Below are 19,502 nucleotides of genomic sequence, written 5' to 3' on the forward strand. Positions count from 1 at the left end.
TCCAAGTACGTGGATTTGGCGGATGTTGAAATTCCCTCTTCCATTCCAAAGAAACATTACGGCGTTGTCCGCCTTACAGAACAAACGAGATTATTTGATTCCCTTGATCAGTTGTCCTCCCCGATGACAAGTAAATGTCCAATAACGATGGAACAATTAGATCAGGATTACGGATTTATTTTGTATACGACACAGATATCGGGTCCAAGGGCAAAGAATAAACTCGTACTCCAACAAGTGCGTGACAGGGCGCTCATTTTCCTGAATGGGATTTATCAAGGGGTTGTTGAAAGAAACACGCATGATCAGACAGTGGAAATAAAAGAGAATGATGTTCTGGTAGAAATACCTCCCGAAGGCGCGACATTAAGTATTTTAGTGGAAAATATGGGCCGGATTAATTACGGTTATAGTTTGAAAGATCCAAAAGGGATTACAGAAGGGGTTCGTTTTGAGCGAGGGTTTTTGCACGATTGGAAGATGTACTCGCTTCCTCTAAACAATATGTCGCAACTCGCATTCGGGGACATGCAAGAAAATGTCTCATTTACGCCTACTTTTTATAAAGGCAAGTTTCATGTTGACGAGGTTGGAGACACGTTCTTGAAGTTGGAAGGTTGGACGAAGGGTGTGGCTTACATCAACGGCTATAATCTCGGACGTTATTGGGACATTGGTCCGCAGAAAACGTTATATATCCCAGGGCCGCTTCTTCGCGAAGGCGAAAATGAGTTAATCGTGTTCGAACTGCATGGCACAAACGATCCGATTGCTATTCTTCAAGATTTTGCTGAGTTAGGATAGTTTGTTCCGTACATATTCTTACATAAATGATAGATGACATTATTGGGGGAATTATCTTGAGAAAAATTACCGCAGTCCTTGTAGGTGCTGGCCAGAGAGGCGCTGGCGCATACGCATCGTATGCGTTGAAATATCCAGATCAAATTCAATTTGTTGCTGTTGCAGAAATTGATCCGGTGCGAAGAAAACAATTTATGCATGACCACAATATTCCTGCAGAACATGGCTATGAAAGCTGGGAACAGGTATTAGCAATGCCCAAGTTGGCTGATGCCATGCTTGTTTGCACCCAGGACCAGATGCATTTTATACCAGCATGCAGTGCGCTGCGAAAAGGATATCACGTTCTGCTTGAGAAACCGATGTCACCCGATCCATTAGAATGTATCATTTTAGGGGAAATCGCAGAGTCGTACCAAAGGGTATTTTCGATCTGCCATGTGTTAAGATTTACAGACTTTTTCAAGACAATTAAAAAGCTGTTACTAAAAGGCCGCATCGGTAGATTAGTTACGATCCAGCACACGGAGAATGTTGAATATGCCCATTACGCTCATAGCTTTGTAAGAGGCAACTGGAGAAAATCCAAGGAATCCAGCCCAATGATCTTAGCTAAAAGCTGCCACGACATGGATATTTTATTATGGTTAGCCGATGCGAATTGTACAAAAATAGCTTCTTTCGGCTCTTTAACGCATTTTCAGAAAGAGAATGCTCCTAAGGGTGCACCCAAAATGTGTCTGGACGGTTGTCCCATTCAAGATGAATGCCCCTATTATGCGCCTAAAATTTACATTGAGCGGGATGATTGGATTAACAAAGTTTTCCGCACAGTCGTTAGCAGCGATACAAGCGATGAAGGCGTGCTCCATGCTTTGAAGGAGGGCCCATACGGCAGATGTGTGTACCAGTGCGATAATGATGTCGTTGACCATCAGGTGGTCAATATGGAATTTGATAACGGGGTAACGGTTGCTTTTACGATGAGCGCTTTTACATTTGAAGGCGGGAGATCGTTGAAGCTGATGGGATCTAACGGACAAATCAGAGCGGATATGGAACGGAACGAAATTGAAACTACGAGTTTTTTGACAGGGGAAAAAGAGCTCATTCACCTTGGGTCTCCGCAAGAGGGGCATGGTGGAGGAGATGAAGGCATTATGGAAGATTTCGTAAGATTGGTGAGTCTAGACGGAAATGTGGCAGGACTCACTTCAGCCCATGTGTCTGTCCAAAGCCACCTTATGGCTTTTGCAGCTGAGAAGTCCCGTTTGGAGAATTCTGTTGTTCACATGGATGAATTCTATGAATTATTAAAAAAATAAAATGAGAAATGGGAGGGAGATTAACCATGAAACATTCGAATCACTGCAGAAGAACGGTGAATTTCAACCGGAACTGGAAGTTCATTCGTGAAGACATAAGCGGAGCCGAACAGAAGCGTTTTGCGGACGAAGGCTGGGAAACGGTCTGTCTGCCCCATACGCCAAGAATCGAATCGCTGCATATAGACATGCAATTTCAAGGGATATGTTGGTACCGCAAGCATTTTGCTTTGGACGAAGCAGACAAGGGGAAGAAGATCTTTGTGGAGTTCGAAGCGGCTATGCACGAGGCTTACGTATGGATTAACGGCAAACTCAAACTGAATCATAAAGGCGGTTATTTGCCGTTTACGATCGACATCTCCAATGACGTCGATTTCGGTGGGGCCAATGTCATTGCCGTTCGGCTCGACAACCGGAACAACGGCTCCATACCTCCAGGAAAGCCGCTGGAGAGCCTCGATTTTTCCTATTTCGGCGGACTTTACCGCAATGTTCATCTTCATGTAACTGAGAAGTTGCATGTTACGGATGCCGTTTACGCCGGTGAACCGGCGGAAGGCGGGATTTTTGTCAAATACGCCGAGGTCTCGCAAGCATCGGCGACGGTCAATGTTCAGACTCACGTGCTTAACGAGCATGAATCGGCCAAGAAAGCGAAAATCGTGACAACGCTGCTAGATAAACAAGGACGGCAAGTAGAGACGACCGAAAGCTTGATTGAAACAGTTATGGCTGGAGAAGCGCATACGTTCGTTCAGACGCTGACGATTAGGAAGCCGCAGCTCTGGCATCCAGATACCCCTTATTTGTACACGCTGCAAACGAAAATCGTAGAAGACGGCCATACGGCAGACGAGATTCGCACCCGGATCGGAATACGTACGATTTCGTTCAGTAAAGAAGGAGGCTTTGCCATAAACGGCGATAGTCTGGTCATCCGGGGAACGAACCGCCACCAGCAGTTTCCCTATATCGGAAACGCCGCCTCGGACAACGCGCATTATCGCGATGCGAAGAAGCTGAAGGAGGCGGGCTTCAATTTCGTGAGGCTTGGCCATTACCCCCAGGCGCCTGCTTTTCTTGACGCTTGCGATGAACTAGGGCTGATGGCCGTCGAACCGGTACCGGGCTGGCAGTATTGCGAGGAAGGCGAGTTCCAGAATATTGTCCGGCAAAATATACGGGATATGATCCGCCGTGACCGGAACCGACCTTGCGTGATTATGTGGGAGGTCAGCCTGAACGAAACGTATCCCGGCAGGATGGGGGCGACAGATGAATTTTTTCACGAATGCCATTTGATCGCCCATGAGGAATATCCGGGGGATCAAATGTTTACTTCGGGAGACACGATGGGACGGGAAAATCCCGCCTATGTTGGCTTCGATGTGCCCTATACGCTATGGAACGACGAAACGTTGTCCCGTCCGCTGGAGGAGGTCTTACCCGATAAAGGAGGATTCGACAGAGAGTACGGGGATTACGAGTTCGGCGGTCATGAGAGTGCAAGCCGGGTAACGCGCGGAGCGGGAGAACAGAAGCAGCTACTGCAAGCCTGGAACTATCAATGGTCACTGAATCGGAACCGTGGCAACAGGTGGTCGCTCGGAGATGCCTCATGGGTCGGCATCGACCATAACCGCGGTTGTTATCCCCAGCTGGCGGAATGCGGGGCTCTCGACACATTCCGTCTGCCTAAATTGGTTTACTATTTTTACCAGAGCCAACGAAGAGCGGAAATCGTTCATGAACATGCGGAAAGCGGACCGATGGTCTATATTGCGAATTATTGGACGGAACGCACCTCGCCGACGAAGGTAGTCGTATTTTCCAATTGCGATGAGGTCGAGCTGTTTGTAAACGGGAAATCGGTCAGCGCGAGAAAGCCTGATCAAGGTCCGGACACGGAATACGGCGAACGTGTGACAGGTTATGAGGTGGACTATTGGCTTACGGATGAAGAGCAGCATAAATGGAAGGACGCATGCGTGCAGGGGAAGACGGATGCAGGCGACATGAAGGTTTTTCTGCATGACGGAGGAAATTGCCGCAATTTGGCGCAAGCCCCGTTCACATTTACCGGTGTGGCGTACGCGCCTGGGGACTTGAAGGCAATCGGGCGAATTGGCGGCAAAGAAGCAGCTGAACATGTCGTGCGCACACCGCTTGAGCCTGATACGCTTTCCCTCCGTATCGACATGAGCGGGAAGGAGCTTTCCGCCGATGGCGCCGACTTCGTGTTTATCTATGCCGAAATCAAGGACGCGAACGGGACTGTGGTACCCTACGCTTGCGACAAGGTTTTGTTCGACATCAATGGTCCGGCGGTCATCGTTGGAGAAAATCCAGTGCGGGCGGAGGCCGGTATCGCTACCGTGCTGCTGCAAGCCGGAGAGACGCCGGGCGAAATAACCGTGTTAGCATTAGCCAAAGGGGTAAAGCTGGCCGCGATCAAACTGACAAGTGTGTAATGAGCAAAAAATTTTGTTGCTAAAGTACAGATTTCGTTGATAGCGGCAGAGCTTCAGAAACAAATCGATACATTCCTTGCATCGAGGTAATCAAGGGTTAACCGAAAACACGTAAAACGTTGTCCTCGGTTATCACTTAATATCGTATAAGCATAGCCTCTCGGCATTCTCCGAGAGGCTATATGAATTTTGAAGGACTGCGGCGCAAATCTTTAGGCTACAGAGGAACGATATGGGGCATGACGTGTGGTATTCTCTTCTTGAGTATGATCAGCAACTATATGAATTTAGAGAATGTATCTTCCTACTTGCACGTATTTTCAAGGGCATAAGTTGATTAAACAACCACAAGAATGTGTAACTTTCACTTCAACTTAGTTAATTGTTCGATCTGGCCCTTTCCATTACGATTACGTTGATCGAAATTCTCGGCACAGAAGCGGACGATGTCGTGGATAAGGTGCAGCTTAAGATAGAGAAGAGCAAAATTTATCGCAATCTGGAGATATTGGACGATCGGGAGAAGGAAGTTGTGGTTGGGCGGTTTGGGCTCGAATTAGGTGGAGAAGAGTGGACGCAGCGGGAGATTGCGAAGGAGCTGGGGATTTCGCGGTCGTATGTGTCGCGTATTGAGAAGCGGGCGCTCATGAAGCTTTATCATGAGTTTTATAAGGCGAAACGGTAAGGGAAAGAATTGCGTAGTCTTTATGGGCTCAAAAGACAAAGTGAAATTACAATTATATTTATATGCTTCTCCATTAGGCTTAGTTATTCGAGTTTAGGGACGATGTTTTGTAGAAGAGGTTGATGAAGGAAAATAAACTAAATGGAAGTATTTAGGACTTTTATCATTAACTCAGAAGATAAAATTCGAAAAGATCCGTTTTTTATAGAGATAGTACAGGAAGTATTGGATGAAAAAAACAAAGGAGTTAAGCACGCAAGCAGCTTAGCCCCTTTGTTCAATTAATAATTCATTTTTCCTGAATTCCGCAAGTGTCCCGCACCTCTTAATTTCACTTATGGGACAGCCCCATTTGCTAACTGAATCTTGAATTACAGGATTCAGTTTTTCGAGGGATGTCTGAACTAACTACTCCGTTTGAAACTGCTTTCTGAACTCTCCTGGAGTAATCCCAATCACTTGTTTAAATCTCCGAATGAAGCTGTTTACATTATAATAACCAACTTCGAGAGAAAGATCTTTAATCGGTAGATGACTAGAGATGAGCAATTGTTTGGCTTTCTCAAGCTTTAGATTGGTTTCGAAATCCAATACATTACTGCCAGTATGCTCCTTGAAGTATTGACTTAAGCTTGCTTGTGACATATTAAAATATTCTGCCATTTGCTGGAGCATAAAATCACAATCGGAGTAATGGGCTTTAAGATAGTCTTTCATTTGTTCAATTAGAGAGGCCTTGTGATTTGTACTTATTGTCTGAAGGCGTGAACTTATTTCATTGCTTAACTTTTTCACGGTTTCCACGAGCTCATCGACGGTTTCATACTCGAATAATAGAAACACGTCCGGTGAATTCATCGGGGCTGTGGGTTGCTGTTTGTTCATCTCTTCAATTGTCAGTACGACCGCATTGATAATCTCGAAACAAATCAGTTTTGCTTCGAACATAGATGGTTTATCCTGTTTGAGAAAATGAATAACTTTTTGCAAAATGTTGTCGATCTGTTCAAGGTCGCCTTGTTTTATATATATTTTCAATTTATCTGATGCAAACTGAGAGGAGAAGGCAGATCTTGATTGAGTTGTCTCTAATTCATAGGAGAAGATGATTTGCCCCGTACCCTTCACTAAACGATAATCGATGGCTGTCATGGATTCAATATACGATTTAGGAAGTTGGCTTACATCTTGATACGCTCGCCCAACCCCGACAGTAGAAATAAGTTCAAATTTTTCTTTCAGGCTGGATTGAATCGATGCTAAAATGCATTCCAAGCTTGTATCGGCCATTTCATCGCTGGCGATGATCAAGACAATATTTTCTTGATCCATATGATCTCTAGCATAGCCCTCCAGCTCATCTGGTAAGGAATTCTCGATCAGTTCAAGAATAGAATCGACAGAAAACGAATGTCGTATATGACCCAATTTTAGTGTAATGACTCTCATCCAGGACTTCGTTAGGGTAAGTCCCAACGAATGTGCCTTTTGTTGCAAGTCCTCCCGTGATTTAAACTTCCCTCTAATTAGTTGAAATAACATGTATTCCTTGGCTGCGATCTCGTAATCCTCAAGCCGTGAGTATAGCTCCGTATTCCGGTTATTTAGAAATTCAAGTGCACCTTGAACGGATGTGAGCTCGTTTCTGTCCGGATTATCATCTTTCCATATCTTCTCAGTGAATTTCTTTAGAAGCAAAATCGGTTTGTAATTGACAAGCATGAGATAGTAAATAGCCCCGCAGCTGATGAGAATAATGAACGCCAAAATATACATAAAAATAAGCTTTAATGACGTTACTTTTTCCATGATGCGGTTAACCGGTACTAATGTGATGTATTTCCAACCCGTCTCAGTGGATACAACAATTGAGAAGATATACTTAACATGTTCAAGTGTCACGGTTTGATTCAATTCATCTGTTGAAGCATTCAATATATTCTGAAAGCTGGGGCTTTGTAGTATAGGATCATCCTTGAGAGCGGTTACAATATGGTTGTTGCTGTCCATGATCAGAGTATTGCCACCATAATCCTTCATGTTATCCTTCAACAGATTCTGAAATGATTTCTCGGCGATAAGAAACAAGACCGTTTGATTCGGTTTAGCACCGCCTGAGGAGAGTGGATAAATTAAAGTAGTAAAACGTCCTTTGTCCTGCTGACCCCTTAGTAGAATAGACTCCATGGGCCTTACAACAGGTGTTTCATAGATGTTCATGTCATGGATAAATGAATTCTCGTCCCATTGCTCGTAATTGTAGATTTTCTCAAAAAATAAAGGAATTTTATAGGAGCTGGTAGAGGAGTAGATATATTGGTCATTGTGATTAAACATAAGGATATCAGATATAAAATTATTCGTTAAGGTATAGTTTTTTAAATCATCGATGGTCTTTAAACTCATTAATGGATTATCTTCGAAAAAGAAAGGCGTCATATTTTTAATATAAATCTGATCACTGATCACACGGATTTGTTTAAGGTGATCATCAATGACATACCGAATATGGTCCAGCTTGTTCATATTATTCGAGATCACATCTTCTTTAATAATCCCAAGAAAATAGACATAAATAAACGCACCCAGAATGATCAAAGGAACTAATAATATGAAAATATAAGAAAAAAGATACTTATAGAATAATTTGTATGCCCTTACATGAATGCTCATAGTTACATTCTCCTTATGAAAGCGTTTTAAAGTTTTGTTTTGGAAAATCCAACGTTGAGTAGATACATTAAAATCCTACGTCAAGATGAGCCTCAAAATCGAAAGGTTTGTTATTTTACTTGCTTATAATTATAGCATTTTTAAAATGAAAAATTCATAACTAAAAAAAATGGATATTAGAGATAAAAAACGTAGATTAGGTAATGTTCGAACCGCTTGAAAGCGTTGTTTCTATTGAGTTTTATATTCCGATTGAAAAATGAAGACTCGCAATGATGATAGCAACATGGAAGTTCGACTTCATGGACATTTAAATTTTGAATGTGCGCTAAAATTTTGCTGATTTACAGTTGAAAGCGCATTACGTATCATCAAAACCATATTCCGAAAACGGAAAGGATGAACTCAATGTCAGCAGATCCAAAATTAAGGGAAGTAGTCAAAGACCAAGAAAGATTTAGAAGCACCTTCTCTCCAGCCGAGTTCAAAGCATCTATTGATTTTGTAGTTAAGCGTATTGACGGGAATTTGGAGCTCTTCACCCATAAGTTTCCTTCAGCAAGCAGTGTAAATCTTATTTACGAGCCTGTAGAGAATGCAAGTGCTGTTCATGCGTCCGATTGGACATCAGGCTTCTGGACGGGGATGATTTGGCTGGCATATGAGCTTACAGGTGATCCGAAGTATCGCCACGCGGGTGACATCCAGGTAGAAAGCTTCATGCAGCGATTCGACGATCGCGCCATTCTGAATCATCATGATATCGGATTCTTATATTCCCCTTCCTGTGTAGCCAGCTACGAGCTGACCGGAAACGAAACGGCAAAGCAAACGGCCCTTGATGCAGCCAAGCTGCTGGCGATGCGTTTCCGTGAAAAGGCTGGCATTATTCAGGTGCGTGGGCATCTGGATGACACGACTCACCACGAACGTGGCGTATTTATTATCGATTGTTCCATGAATGTACCGCTTCTTCAATGGGCGACCCAATTGACTGGGGACAGCACTTATTCAGATAAAGCCCATCGACACATCAAGAATGTCGCCAAGTATATGGTTCGTCCGGATGGTTCGACTCATCAACATTTTCATATCGACGTTGATACCGGGGAACCGGTAAAGGGATGGACAGGTCAAGGCTATGGAACAGATGAGGCGTGCTGGTCAAGAGGACAGGCTTGGGCGCTTTATGGACTTGCAATGAGTTATAGCTACACCAGAGATCAAGAATTGATCGAGTCGGCGAAGTCGGTTGCTAACTATTTCCTTAATCGGTTGCCGGAAGACCTTGTCTGCAACTGGGATCTAATTTTTCTGGAGAATGACGGGCAACGAGATTCATCTGCTGCGGCAATTGCGGTATGTGGATTGCTGGAATTGGCCAAACACCTTCCAGTGCTTGATGCAGACCGTCCGCTTTATGAACGAGCAGCTTTAGCAATACTTGAATCTCTGGCGGTCCATTATGCGACGAACAATCTTCCCGAATCGAACGGAATTCTCCAGCATGCCGTATACGCATTTAAATACGGTAGAGGGGTAGATGAATGCTGCATCTGGGGGGATTACTTCTATATGGAAGCGCTGGTAAGGGTACTTAAGGACTGGAAACCATACTGGTAAGATTCGAATTCCTTAAGGGTTAAAACTTGGATACTCCGAGATAAAAAATGAATACGCACCATCTTTAAAAACGGCTTGGATATAAGATTTTCAAGTGAATTTTAAATGATGAAGATTCATTAAAATAATGCAGATTTACGGTTGAAAGCGCTTTATGTAAAGTAATAAGCAAGCAACCCGCATAAAACGGGTCATAGGGTTTGGAGGATGCGAATGTGAATGCTGAACTACAGTCTCAAAAATTAAATGCAACAAAAACTCAAGCGAAGAGAAGCATGCTTGTCCAGTTGATTCGCGATTATCAATTATATTTGCTTGCGTTGCCTGCAGTTGTGTATTTGTTAATTTTCAATTATATTCCGATGTATGGTGTAACAATTGCTTTCAAGGATTTTAATGCTGTCAAAGGGATTTTTGGGAGCTCGTGGGTTGGGTTCGATCATTTTGTTCGATTTTTCCATTCTTATCAATTCTGGACACTAATTCGAAATACGATTACCATTAGTTTGTATCAATTAATCGGCGGTTTTCCAATACCGATTATCCTTGCGATCCTATTAAATCAGACAAGAAACAAACGCTTTAAATCTTTTGTGCAAACGGTTACTTATGCACCGCATTTTATATCGATCGTTGTTCTCGTCGGAATGATGTTTATGTTTCTGTCCCCGAGAGCAGGATTTGTCAACCATATCATTCAAGCTTTCGGTGGGGAACCTATTCTATTCATGGGCATACCGGAATACTTCAAAAGCATTTATGTCTGGTCAGGCGTATGGCAAAACACGGGATGGGCGAGTATTATTTATTTGGCTGCGCTAGCCGCCATAAGTCCAGAGCTGTACGAGGCAGCCAAGGTGGATGGAGCAAGTAAGTGGAAGCAAATCCTTCACATTGATTTACCGGGCCTAATGCCGACTGCCATCATAATTTTTATAATGAACGCGGGACAAATTATGAATGTAGGCTTCCAGAAGCTGTATTTGATGCAAACGCCGCTAACTGAATCGTCCCAGGAAATTATATCTACTTACATTTACAAAATTGGTTTAATCAACAACGAGTACAGCTACTCCACGGCTATCAATTTATTTAATTCGGCGATTAATATTATTCTCCTTATTCTTGTGAACTATATGTCCAAGCGTGTATCGAAAACGAGTCTGTGGTAGAGCGAAACGGAGGTGAAATTCATTGAAAAGCTTAAAGATTTCGAAGGGCGATCGTATTTTTGACATTATCAATTATTCGATCTTGACGATCGTCTTCATCATTGTACTATATCCTTTGTACTTTATTGTTATTGCTTCTGTATCGAATCCTACGCTTGTAAACAACGGTGCGATGACCTTATGGCCGAAAGGTTTCATGTTGGATGGCTACAAGAAAGTATTTGAATATGTCGATGTATGGGTCGGTTACCGCAATACAATTTTTTACACAGTTATTGGCACTATACTTAATGTATTCGTTACGATGGGTGTTGCCTATACGCTTTCCCGTAAAAACTTTTTGGGCAAAGGGGCATTAATGACCTATATCATGATTCCGATGTTTTTCACAGGTGGACTCGTTCCAACCTTCCTCATTGTGAAGAAAATGGGATTATACAACACGCCGTTGGTGATGATTATCATTGGCGCCATCAATATTTTCAATGTCATTATCGCTAGAACCTATATTCAAGGAACCATTCCTGAGGAATTGTATGAATCCGCACAAATGGATGGATGTAATCATTTCACGTTCTTTTTCCGAATCATTTTGCCGCTTTCCAGTTCGATTATTGCTGTCCTTACCTTGTACTATGCCGTCGATCATTGGAACGATTTCTTTAATTCATTGATTTATTTGAGTAATAAGAATTTATTCTCTTTGCAGTTGGTGCTTCGAGGAATATTAATTCAGAGCAACATTCAAACAGATATGCTTCAGGCGGAAGATGTGGTCAGACAACAGTATGAAGCGGAATTGCTCAAATATGCACTTATTATTGTAACCAGCTTACCGATCTTGGTCATTTATCCGTTTATGCAAAAATATTTTGTGAAAGGCGTCATGATTGGTTCCGTAAAAGGCTAGTCAAGGACTTAATGGAACGCTACTTCATGTATTGTTCCTTAAGCATAGATGCTTAACAAAACAGTAAAAAAAGGGAGAGCAGAAGATGAAAAAGTTAAAAGTGGTTAATATTGCTGCATTGTCTATGGTAGTTGTATCGATGGGGCTTACAGCTTGCGGCGCCAAGGATGATGCTAACAAATCCGGTTCAGCTGCTACCGACTCGCCAAAAGCGGCGGCTGAAGCTTTTCCGTTAAAGACCCCGCAAAACATTAAAATTGGGACAGTAGTCACAGATGGAATGCCTGCCAGCAAGGATATCCGTTTATGGCAAGATATCGAAAAGCAATCCAATATTCATGTTGATTTTCAAGATGTGTTTCAAAGTCAATGGAAAGAGAAGAAGGGCTTGATGTTCGCAAGTAATGATCTCCCAGAAGCGTTCATTGGTCATGGCGTTTTTACAGATTCAGAATTGTTGAATTACGGCGGGACAGGGGCGCTTATTCCACTCGAAAAGCTCATCGATCAATATGCACCGAATTTTAAGAAAGCATTGCAGGAAAACCCTGAATTGAAGAAGCAGATCACGGCGCCAGATGGTCACATCTACGCGGTTCCTTCCTTTATCGACGATTGGCAGAGTGTAAAAACAGGGAACATCATGTATGCAAACAAGATTTGGTTGGATAAATTGGGCATGAAAGTGCCTACCACGACAGATGAATTCGAAAAAATGCTGCTTGCGTTTAAAACGCAAGATCCGGGCGGTAATGGTAAAGATAAAGTCATCCCGTTCACGAGTAACAAAGATGCTGGCTTTATGTCAATCTTATTCGGCGCATTTGGCATCACTGACCATAATAGTCAGGACAATATGATGCATATTGGTTTGAAAAGCGATAAAGTGACATACGTTCCTGTTCAGCCGGAATATAAAGATGCCATCACTTACTTCAACAAGCTCTATTCCCAGGGACTAATCGATAAAGAGGTATTCACGCAAGATGGTAAAACGACTGGCGCGAAAATCCAATCGGATCCGCGCACGGTAGGAACCTTCATTGGCTGGAGAAGTACGGCTTGGGCTACTAAGCCTGAACAACGTAATGATTACGTCCCGGTAGGGCCTTTGAAAGGACCAAAAGGCGAGCAGACCTTTGAACAATATCCAAAGGGACTTTTCTTTAGAGGGTCTTTTGCGATCACCAATAATACGAAGCGTCCTGAATTGTTAATGCAATGGATAGATAATGTGATTTCCGATGATAACCAAATCCAGATGGTCAATGCAGGAAGATTCGGAGATTATCTGGAAAAACAGAGTGATGGTACAATCAAAGTATTAAGAGCGCTCGCGCCTAACACGAATGATGAAAAGCTTAATAATCCGTCAAACACATCTAGAATCAACTTTATGACGCTAACCAATTCGAAGCGATTGGTGACGAAAACGCCGGTATTTACTGAAAAAGGCGAGTACGATAAATTGTTTGAGGGGCACTTTGCGAAAGATGTGTATCCGAACGTATTCTTTAGCAAAGAGGAAGCACAGAAAATTCAAACCTTGGGTAATGATATTAACACCTATGCGAACAGCATGTACGCCAAGTGGATTATTGACGGCAGCATAGATAAAGATTGGGATGGGTATGTCAAAAAACTAAACGATATGGGATTAAAGGATTTACTGGCTGCGTATCAATCAGCTTACGATCGTTTCAATGGTACGAAAAAATAAATAACCGAAGAAGGGGGAGAGGTAGTTGATTCTCTTCCCTTTTTTATAAAAAGTTTTTATTGGAAGCGTTTCGTAACATAGCTTACAAGTGCTTGCAAATAGATCTGGTACTGCCAAAGCTAGGGCAAAAGCTAATGCCGCACCGGAGGTGAAAGTGAAGTTTTAAAAGATGCTTTTAAAATCTGTATATTTATAAAGGAAATGCTTCACATTTTACATGTGGCAAACACAACTGTTGTGCCCAACTTACCGCTCTATGAAAGCGCTGACAAATTTCTATCAACAAGGGAGAGTGTTTTATGAAAAAGATGCAAAACAGATGTGATACTCATAATGGCAGCAGCTATTTTCCCTTCCACCGGTTGAGATTTCTAACTGTGCTGCTGGTGGTCTCCATGATTATCTCTACTGTTAACCTTGTATTCCCTGCAATCGTATCTGCAGCAACAACTTATGTTAATGCGAACTTTGATAACTATCCAACTACTGCCTCAACATCGGGGCCTGTAGCCGTAGCGGGAGGTAACTGGGGGCTATATTCAGCGAACATAGCCAATGGTGATTATGCGGTAGGAGAAGCCATGAACGGAAGAACGGACCTAAGCTTGAAGCTGGTGTCCACGACGAATAACAACACCTTGTATACAGCAAGGACGCTATCCGCTCCAGGCGTTACAGGAAAAGTGGTGCTTCAAGGGAACGTTCTCTTTAAAGACACAACACATAATCGAAACGTTTTCCAAATTAGAAACACTGGAAGCACTTATGTGAATGTCCTTACTTTTAATTCCTCCGGAAACATGCTTGTTAACAATGAGGCAGTAGGTACTTATAGTGCGAATACCTTGTATTCCATCCTAGCGGTCGTAGATAGCCCGAATAAGACGATGGATGTTTATGTCAATAAACAATTGGTTAAGTCTGGCAGCGCTTTGCCATCAAACTGGGATTCGATTTGCTTCTTTAAATTTTCTCAGTCCGGGGTTAGTGGTTCTATAGGAGAAATGTATCTCGATGATGTGTATGTCACGAGTTATGTTCCTGTAAGCAGCATCAGTTTACCAGCCAGCATAAACCTTATTCAAGGCTATGCGGCGCCACTTACGGCTTCCGTGCTGCCGGCAGATGCTTCGGTAAATTACTTGCAGTGGTCTTCAAGTAATCCGTTAGCGGCCAGTGTTGATGCCAACGGAGTTGTCACTGGGTTAAGTGTAGGCCAATCGACGATTACAGCGACGGGAGTAGATGGAGGGGCAACAGTTAGTACAACGGTTACGGTCGACCCAGCTTCTACTCCTGTACAAGGGGTGTCGCTTCCTAATTCAGTGAGAATGGCAGAGCAAGATACGATCACACTCCAACCTTCCTTTACGCCTTTGGATGCAACGAATCGTGCAGTAACATGGACATCCGATAATCCGAATGTTGCAACTGTAGGTAGCAATGGAACAGTGAGTTCGATCATGCCGGGTACGGCAAACATTACAGTGACAACACAGGACGGCAATAAAACGGCATCCACTTTAGTCACGGTGTATCATGAAGATCCGTCCACATGGGATGAATATGACATTCTGAGAGCCAAATGGAAAAAGACGTTGGATGGAGGGAATGACTTTAATGCGGCAGACCCGGACATTTCCATTAAAATCGCAACCATTAGCACTAATGGTCAAAATTACTGGAGTTCCATGTCTACTGTTTCAGGTCGTACTTACTTATGGAGTGATTTGCCTCCGTCCACAACAAGCAATGACTTTATTTCAGGCAGTACATCACGACTACTTACTATGGCACTCGCTTATTCCACCAAAGGTTCCACGCTTTACCACAACATTGCATTACGTGATGATATCATTAGCGGCATGGATTGGATCTATACAAATTATTACAATGAGAATGGCACCAGATATGGAAACGGATACAATTGGGACATTGGTATACCATTAAAACTGACAAATTTGATCATTCTCCTTTATGATGCGCTGTCTCCACAGGAGATTCAAAATTATACGAATGCGTTTGATCATTATTTTGGAGACTTCAAATCGCCAACGTTAAATCTCGGTGGAAATTCGTCGGGTTCCAACCTATCGGACGTTCTAACGTCTGAATTGCTCTTTGGCATTGCGAACAAAGATTCCTTACGCTTATCCTTTGTTCGTGATAAGATGAGTCCATTATTCACATATGTGACAAATGGCAGTGGAATCTATGCGGATGGATCATTGATCATGCACGGTTCAGTTGCCTATACCGGCACCTACGGCGGGGTATTAATAAGAGGAATTGGCAACTTAATGTATATGCTCGGCGGCAGTTCGTGGCAGATCACTGACCCCAATGCGAGCAATATATATCGTTGGGTGACTGATGTGTTTGCACCTATCATATACAAGGGCCAAACGATGGATATGATTAGGGGACGCGCGATCGCGAGGGAAAATGCAACCGGTTATAGTGATTCGGTGTTAATTATAAACGGTATCATCCGTTTGTCTCAGTTTGCTTCAGCAGATAACGCTGCACTTTACAAAAAAATGGTTAAGCATTGGGTTTCATCCAATCCTTCTTATAATTTCTACACCAACATATCCGATATCGAATTGGTTCAAACATTGAAAAATTGGATGAACGATCCTGCGATTATTCCAGACGGAGATGGACCAGCGCATTATGAATTAAATGCGATGGCCCGAAGTGTCCATCGATCCGATGCCTTTGCCTTTGGCGTCAGCAAGAGCTCCAAGAGAGTACAGACTTATGAGCTAACCAATGGAGAAAACGGAAGAGGTTGGTATACCGGGGATGGCATGACCTATGTATATAATTCGGATTTAAATCAATATACCGATAATTTCTGGCCTACCGTGAATATGTATCGTCTTCCGGGAACTACGGTTGACTCCAGAGTTAGGACATTTACAGATTACCAGAATGGAGACGGCGAATCGCGTCCTATCAACGCCTGGGCAGGCGGGACTATTTTGGATTCGACATTTGGAGTATCGGGGATGATGCTTCGTCCTGTGAAGTCGAATATGAAGGCTAACAAATCGTGGTTCATGTTCGACAATGAAGTTGTTGCACTTGGATCAGGCATTACGGACGACAACAATCTTACTGTCGAAAGTACGGTGGAACAAAGAAAACTGAATGCATCCGGAGATAATACGTTAACCGTGGATGGAACGGTAAAACCGACTACGCTCGGGTGGACCGAAACGAATCCTAGCGTACACTGGGCGCATTTGGCAGGGAACGTTACCGGCTCGGATATCGGGTATTACTTCCCGGATGCGTCACAGCTCAATTTCCTTCGAGAGCAGCGAACGGGGAACTGGTATAACAATAGCCACAACACAGGCGTATCGACTGACACAAGAACAAACAACTTCATGACGATGTGGTTTAACCACGGGCAAAATCCGTCAAACGCGCAATACAGCTATGTCCTGCTTCCGGGCAAGACTGTTGCCGAAACAAGCGCCTATGCAGCAAACCCGGATATTACGATTTTGGAAAACTCAACGGATGCGCATGCGGTTCGCAATAACCGACTGAACATCACTGGAATTAATTTCTGGAACGATACGAGTACAACAGTGGATGAGGTAACAAGCAGCAGAGCGTCTTCCGTGATGCTGAAGAAGAACGCTGCACGGAACACCCTTGAAGTGGCAGTTTCCGATCCGACTTTGGAGAACACCGGTGTAATTGAACTAGAACTCAACGAGTCGGCAGCGAGTATCGTTATGAACGATCCGGAGGTGTTCGTTACTCAGCTATACCCGACGATTAAGCTGACGGTCAATGTTAATGGATCTCTTGGCCATACGTTTAACGCTACCTTTGATATCGATTCGGCGAAGCCGCGTCCGGCAGCAACGCAGCCATGGCCGGTGCCGGTGAATACCAAAGAAGCAATGCCAGCGGTACCGCCTGTTACGTATGTCTATGATCAGTTTGATAACGAGCTTCAAGGGAACCAGCCTTCGGGATGGACGATCAGCCTTCCTTCGAACACGACAGCTTCTGTTCTACCGCTCAGCGGGCAAAGTGGACAGTCGATTCGAATGATCGATATTAATCCGAGTGAATCAATAACTGCTAATCGGAAGTTCCAGAAGCAAGCTAGCAATTTTGAGTTGGAATGGAAATTTGCTGTTGGATATGCAGGTGATAACCCAACATTCCAGCTTATGAACGGATCGACGCCGGCTCTGAAATTGACTACAGGAGACACATTAAGCTGGCAGGATAGTAGCGGGCAAACCCATGATGTCATGTCCTTGCAGCCGAATAACTGGTACAAGATAAAGCTAAACGTTAATCCCGTTCTTGGCACGTTTAATATAAATGTGGATAACGTGCTTATAAAGTCTGGCGCTTTGTTTATGAATGCTGCATCAGAGATCGATTCGCTTCGCATATCAACTGGCTTAGGATCTTCAGTCGTATACTTAGATGATGTAGTCGTCTATATTCCTGGAGCGAATCCGCTAATTAACGAAACCTTTAACGCTTACGCTACAGGTGTACATCCAGGGGACTGGGTCATCGTAGATAAAGCTGGATCAGCGCCTGTTTCGGTTGTGGAAGATCCATCGGCCCAAGATAAAAGCGTTTTGTTGGCTGATTTGGATACGAAGTATCTCGCATCCATGTACAAAGCATTTCCAGCCCAGACAGAGAGATTCGGGGCGATATGGACATTCCGTGAAGCGGCTACAGGACAATACCCATCGTTTGAATTGTTAAACGGGACACAATCTGTAATTAAGCTGACAAGTAATGGCACGTTGAAACTAACGGGACCTGGCGGAGTATCAAGCGACTTGGTCAGCATCCCTGTGAATGTATGGCATACGATTAAAATTGAGGGGAATGTCCAGCTTAATCAGTTCGATATTTATTGCGATGGTGTTCTGGTCAAAGCCGGAGCGGCTTTCTGGAATACGGCAAGTAGTGTCGACGGGATTAAGTTTACCACCGGCTATGGCGGAACCAATTCGGTTATGAACATTGATAATGTACAGGTATATTCGTTGATTGCGGATGAAACGCCGCCGGTAACGACGGCTGTAATTAATCCGGCCGCTCCGGACGGACAAAATGGATGGTATATCCATCAACCGGTGACAGTCAGCTTAAGTGCATCTGAAGATATTTCGGGGGTAGCAACAATAGAATATAGTCTGGACGGCGGGGTCACATGGCAAAGCTATACGTCGGCAGTGGCATTTAATCAAGACGGCAAATATATACTCAGCTACCGTTCGACAGATAATACTGGGAATGTCGAAGCGTCGAAAACAATAAGCTTTAATCTGGATTCGACCGCGCCGACAATTACCGTATCCGGCTTAGTGTACGGTCCGTTAAGTGAAGTCGGAGTTATTACGCCAGACATTACGCTCAACGATAATTTTTCTGGTGTTGACAACACTAAGACTACAGTTACGCTGGATACGTACGGGGTACAGCAAGGTGCAACAATTGCTCTGTACACGTTGCCGCTCGGTTCGCATACGTATACCGTCACGTCAAGTGATTTGGCAGGAAACGTGGGCAGCACATCTGTGGCGTTCCAGATAACGGCAAGTATCCAATCCATTCAAGGGTTAGTAACGCTTTTTACCACAAAACAGTGGATAGACAGCGCAGGTATTTCCAATAGCTTGCAACGCAAATTGGCTGCTAACAAACTTGCGGATTTTGTGAGCGAGGTTCAGGCGCAAAGCGGCAAACATATTACTGTGGAAGCTGCAAGTTACTTGCTTCGGGATGCCTATTATTTGCTTTCCCAACACTAAAGAAGAAATATTCCCATTTCATTTAAACCTAACCTGATGCAATTCGCTCGAACGACGTTGGAAACATCAAACGAAATGAACATTAGGATTTCAGATCCAACACTAACATTGAGATCAACCGCAGCGCAAGTGATGCGATCCATCTAGGTAACGGTGACGAAGTCCAGTCCGAGCATCAAGGTGACGGTTCACGGAGTGGATCATTGTGCAAAACGTTCAACGCGGAGAGAAATTTAGATTCTCTCTTCTTTCCATTCTTGAATAAATTTGTTGCTCTGATTTACATTTCAATTTCTACTG

At 43.5% G+C, this 19,502-nt stretch carries 9 protein-coding genes and 1 pseudogene; 9 read left to right on the forward strand and 1 reads right to left on the reverse strand.

What is annotated here, in order from left to right; genetic code table 11:
* From GC098_RS30095 to GC098_RS30110, 4 genes and pseudogenes are all read left to right on the forward strand, one after another.
* Positions 1 to 804: glycoside hydrolase family 35 protein (locus tag GC098_RS30095; RefSeq protein WP_512699030.1), on the forward strand; the 804-nt coding region annotated here is incomplete at its 5' end.
* A 56-nt stretch (positions 805 to 860) separates the two neighbouring features.
* Positions 861 to 2,129, forward strand: coding sequence for a Gfo/Idh/MocA family protein (locus GC098_RS30100; protein ID WP_171647152.1), 1,269 nt, complete (start codon positions 861 to 863; stop codon positions 2,127 to 2,129).
* Between the two features lie 26 nt (positions 2,130 to 2,155).
* Positions 2,156 to 4,603, forward strand: coding sequence for a glycoside hydrolase family 2 protein (locus tag GC098_RS30105; RefSeq protein WP_171647154.1), 2,448 nt, complete (start codon positions 2,156 to 2,158; stop codon positions 4,601 to 4,603).
* A gap of 409 nt (positions 4,604 to 5,012) precedes the next feature.
* Positions 5,013 to 5,288: pseudogene (locus GC098_RS30110) on the forward strand (sigma-70 family RNA polymerase sigma factor); the annotation flags it as partial.
* 408 nt (positions 5,289 to 5,696) lie between these two features.
* Here the strand turns inward: GC098_RS30110 and GC098_RS30115 are convergent.
* Positions 5,697 to 7,961 (reverse strand): helix-turn-helix domain-containing protein, encoded by a 2,265-nt coding sequence (locus tag GC098_RS30115; RefSeq protein WP_171647156.1) that lies wholly within the window; start codon positions 7,959 to 7,961, stop codon positions 5,697 to 5,699.
* Between the two features lie 408 nt (positions 7,962 to 8,369).
* Between GC098_RS30115 and GC098_RS30120 the strand changes: the two genes are divergently transcribed.
* The 5 genes from GC098_RS30120 (at position 8,370) to GC098_RS30140 (ending at position 19,202) form a co-directional block, all read left to right on the forward strand.
* A complete protein-coding gene (locus GC098_RS30120; protein WP_246359052.1) occupies positions 8,370 to 9,584 on the forward strand; it encodes a glycoside hydrolase family 88 protein in 1,215 nt (404 codons plus the stop codon).
* Between the two features lie 215 nt (positions 9,585 to 9,799).
* Positions 9,800 to 10,756 carry an ABC transporter permease gene (locus GC098_RS30125; protein WP_376773989.1) on the forward strand — a complete coding sequence of 319 codons (957 nt, stop codon included), beginning with the start codon at positions 9,800 to 9,802 and terminating at the stop codon, positions 10,754 to 10,756.
* A gap of 22 nt (positions 10,757 to 10,778) precedes the next feature.
* On the forward strand, positions 10,779 to 11,666 hold the full coding sequence (locus GC098_RS30130; protein ID WP_171647160.1) for a carbohydrate ABC transporter permease: 888 nt from the start codon (positions 10,779 to 10,781) through the stop codon (positions 11,664 to 11,666).
* Positions 11,667 to 11,751: 85 nt separating this feature from the next.
* Complete coding sequence (locus GC098_RS30135) at positions 11,752 to 13,386, forward strand: type 2 periplasmic-binding domain-containing protein (protein ID WP_171647162.1); 1,635 nt, start codon at positions 11,752 to 11,754, stop codon at positions 13,384 to 13,386.
* Positions 13,387 to 13,685: 299 nt separating this feature from the next.
* Positions 13,686 to 19,202 carry a polysaccharide lyase family 8 super-sandwich domain-containing protein gene (locus tag GC098_RS30140; protein ID WP_171647164.1) on the forward strand — a complete coding sequence of 1,839 codons (5,517 nt, stop codon included), beginning with the start codon at positions 13,686 to 13,688 and terminating at the stop codon, positions 19,200 to 19,202.
* The last annotated feature ends 300 nt before the right edge of the window (positions 19,203 to 19,502 follow it).

Source organism: Paenibacillus phytorum (genome assembly GCF_013141715.1).
Classification (GTDB): domain Bacteria; phylum Bacillota; class Bacilli; order Paenibacillales; family NBRC-103111; genus Paenibacillus_E; species Paenibacillus_E phytorum.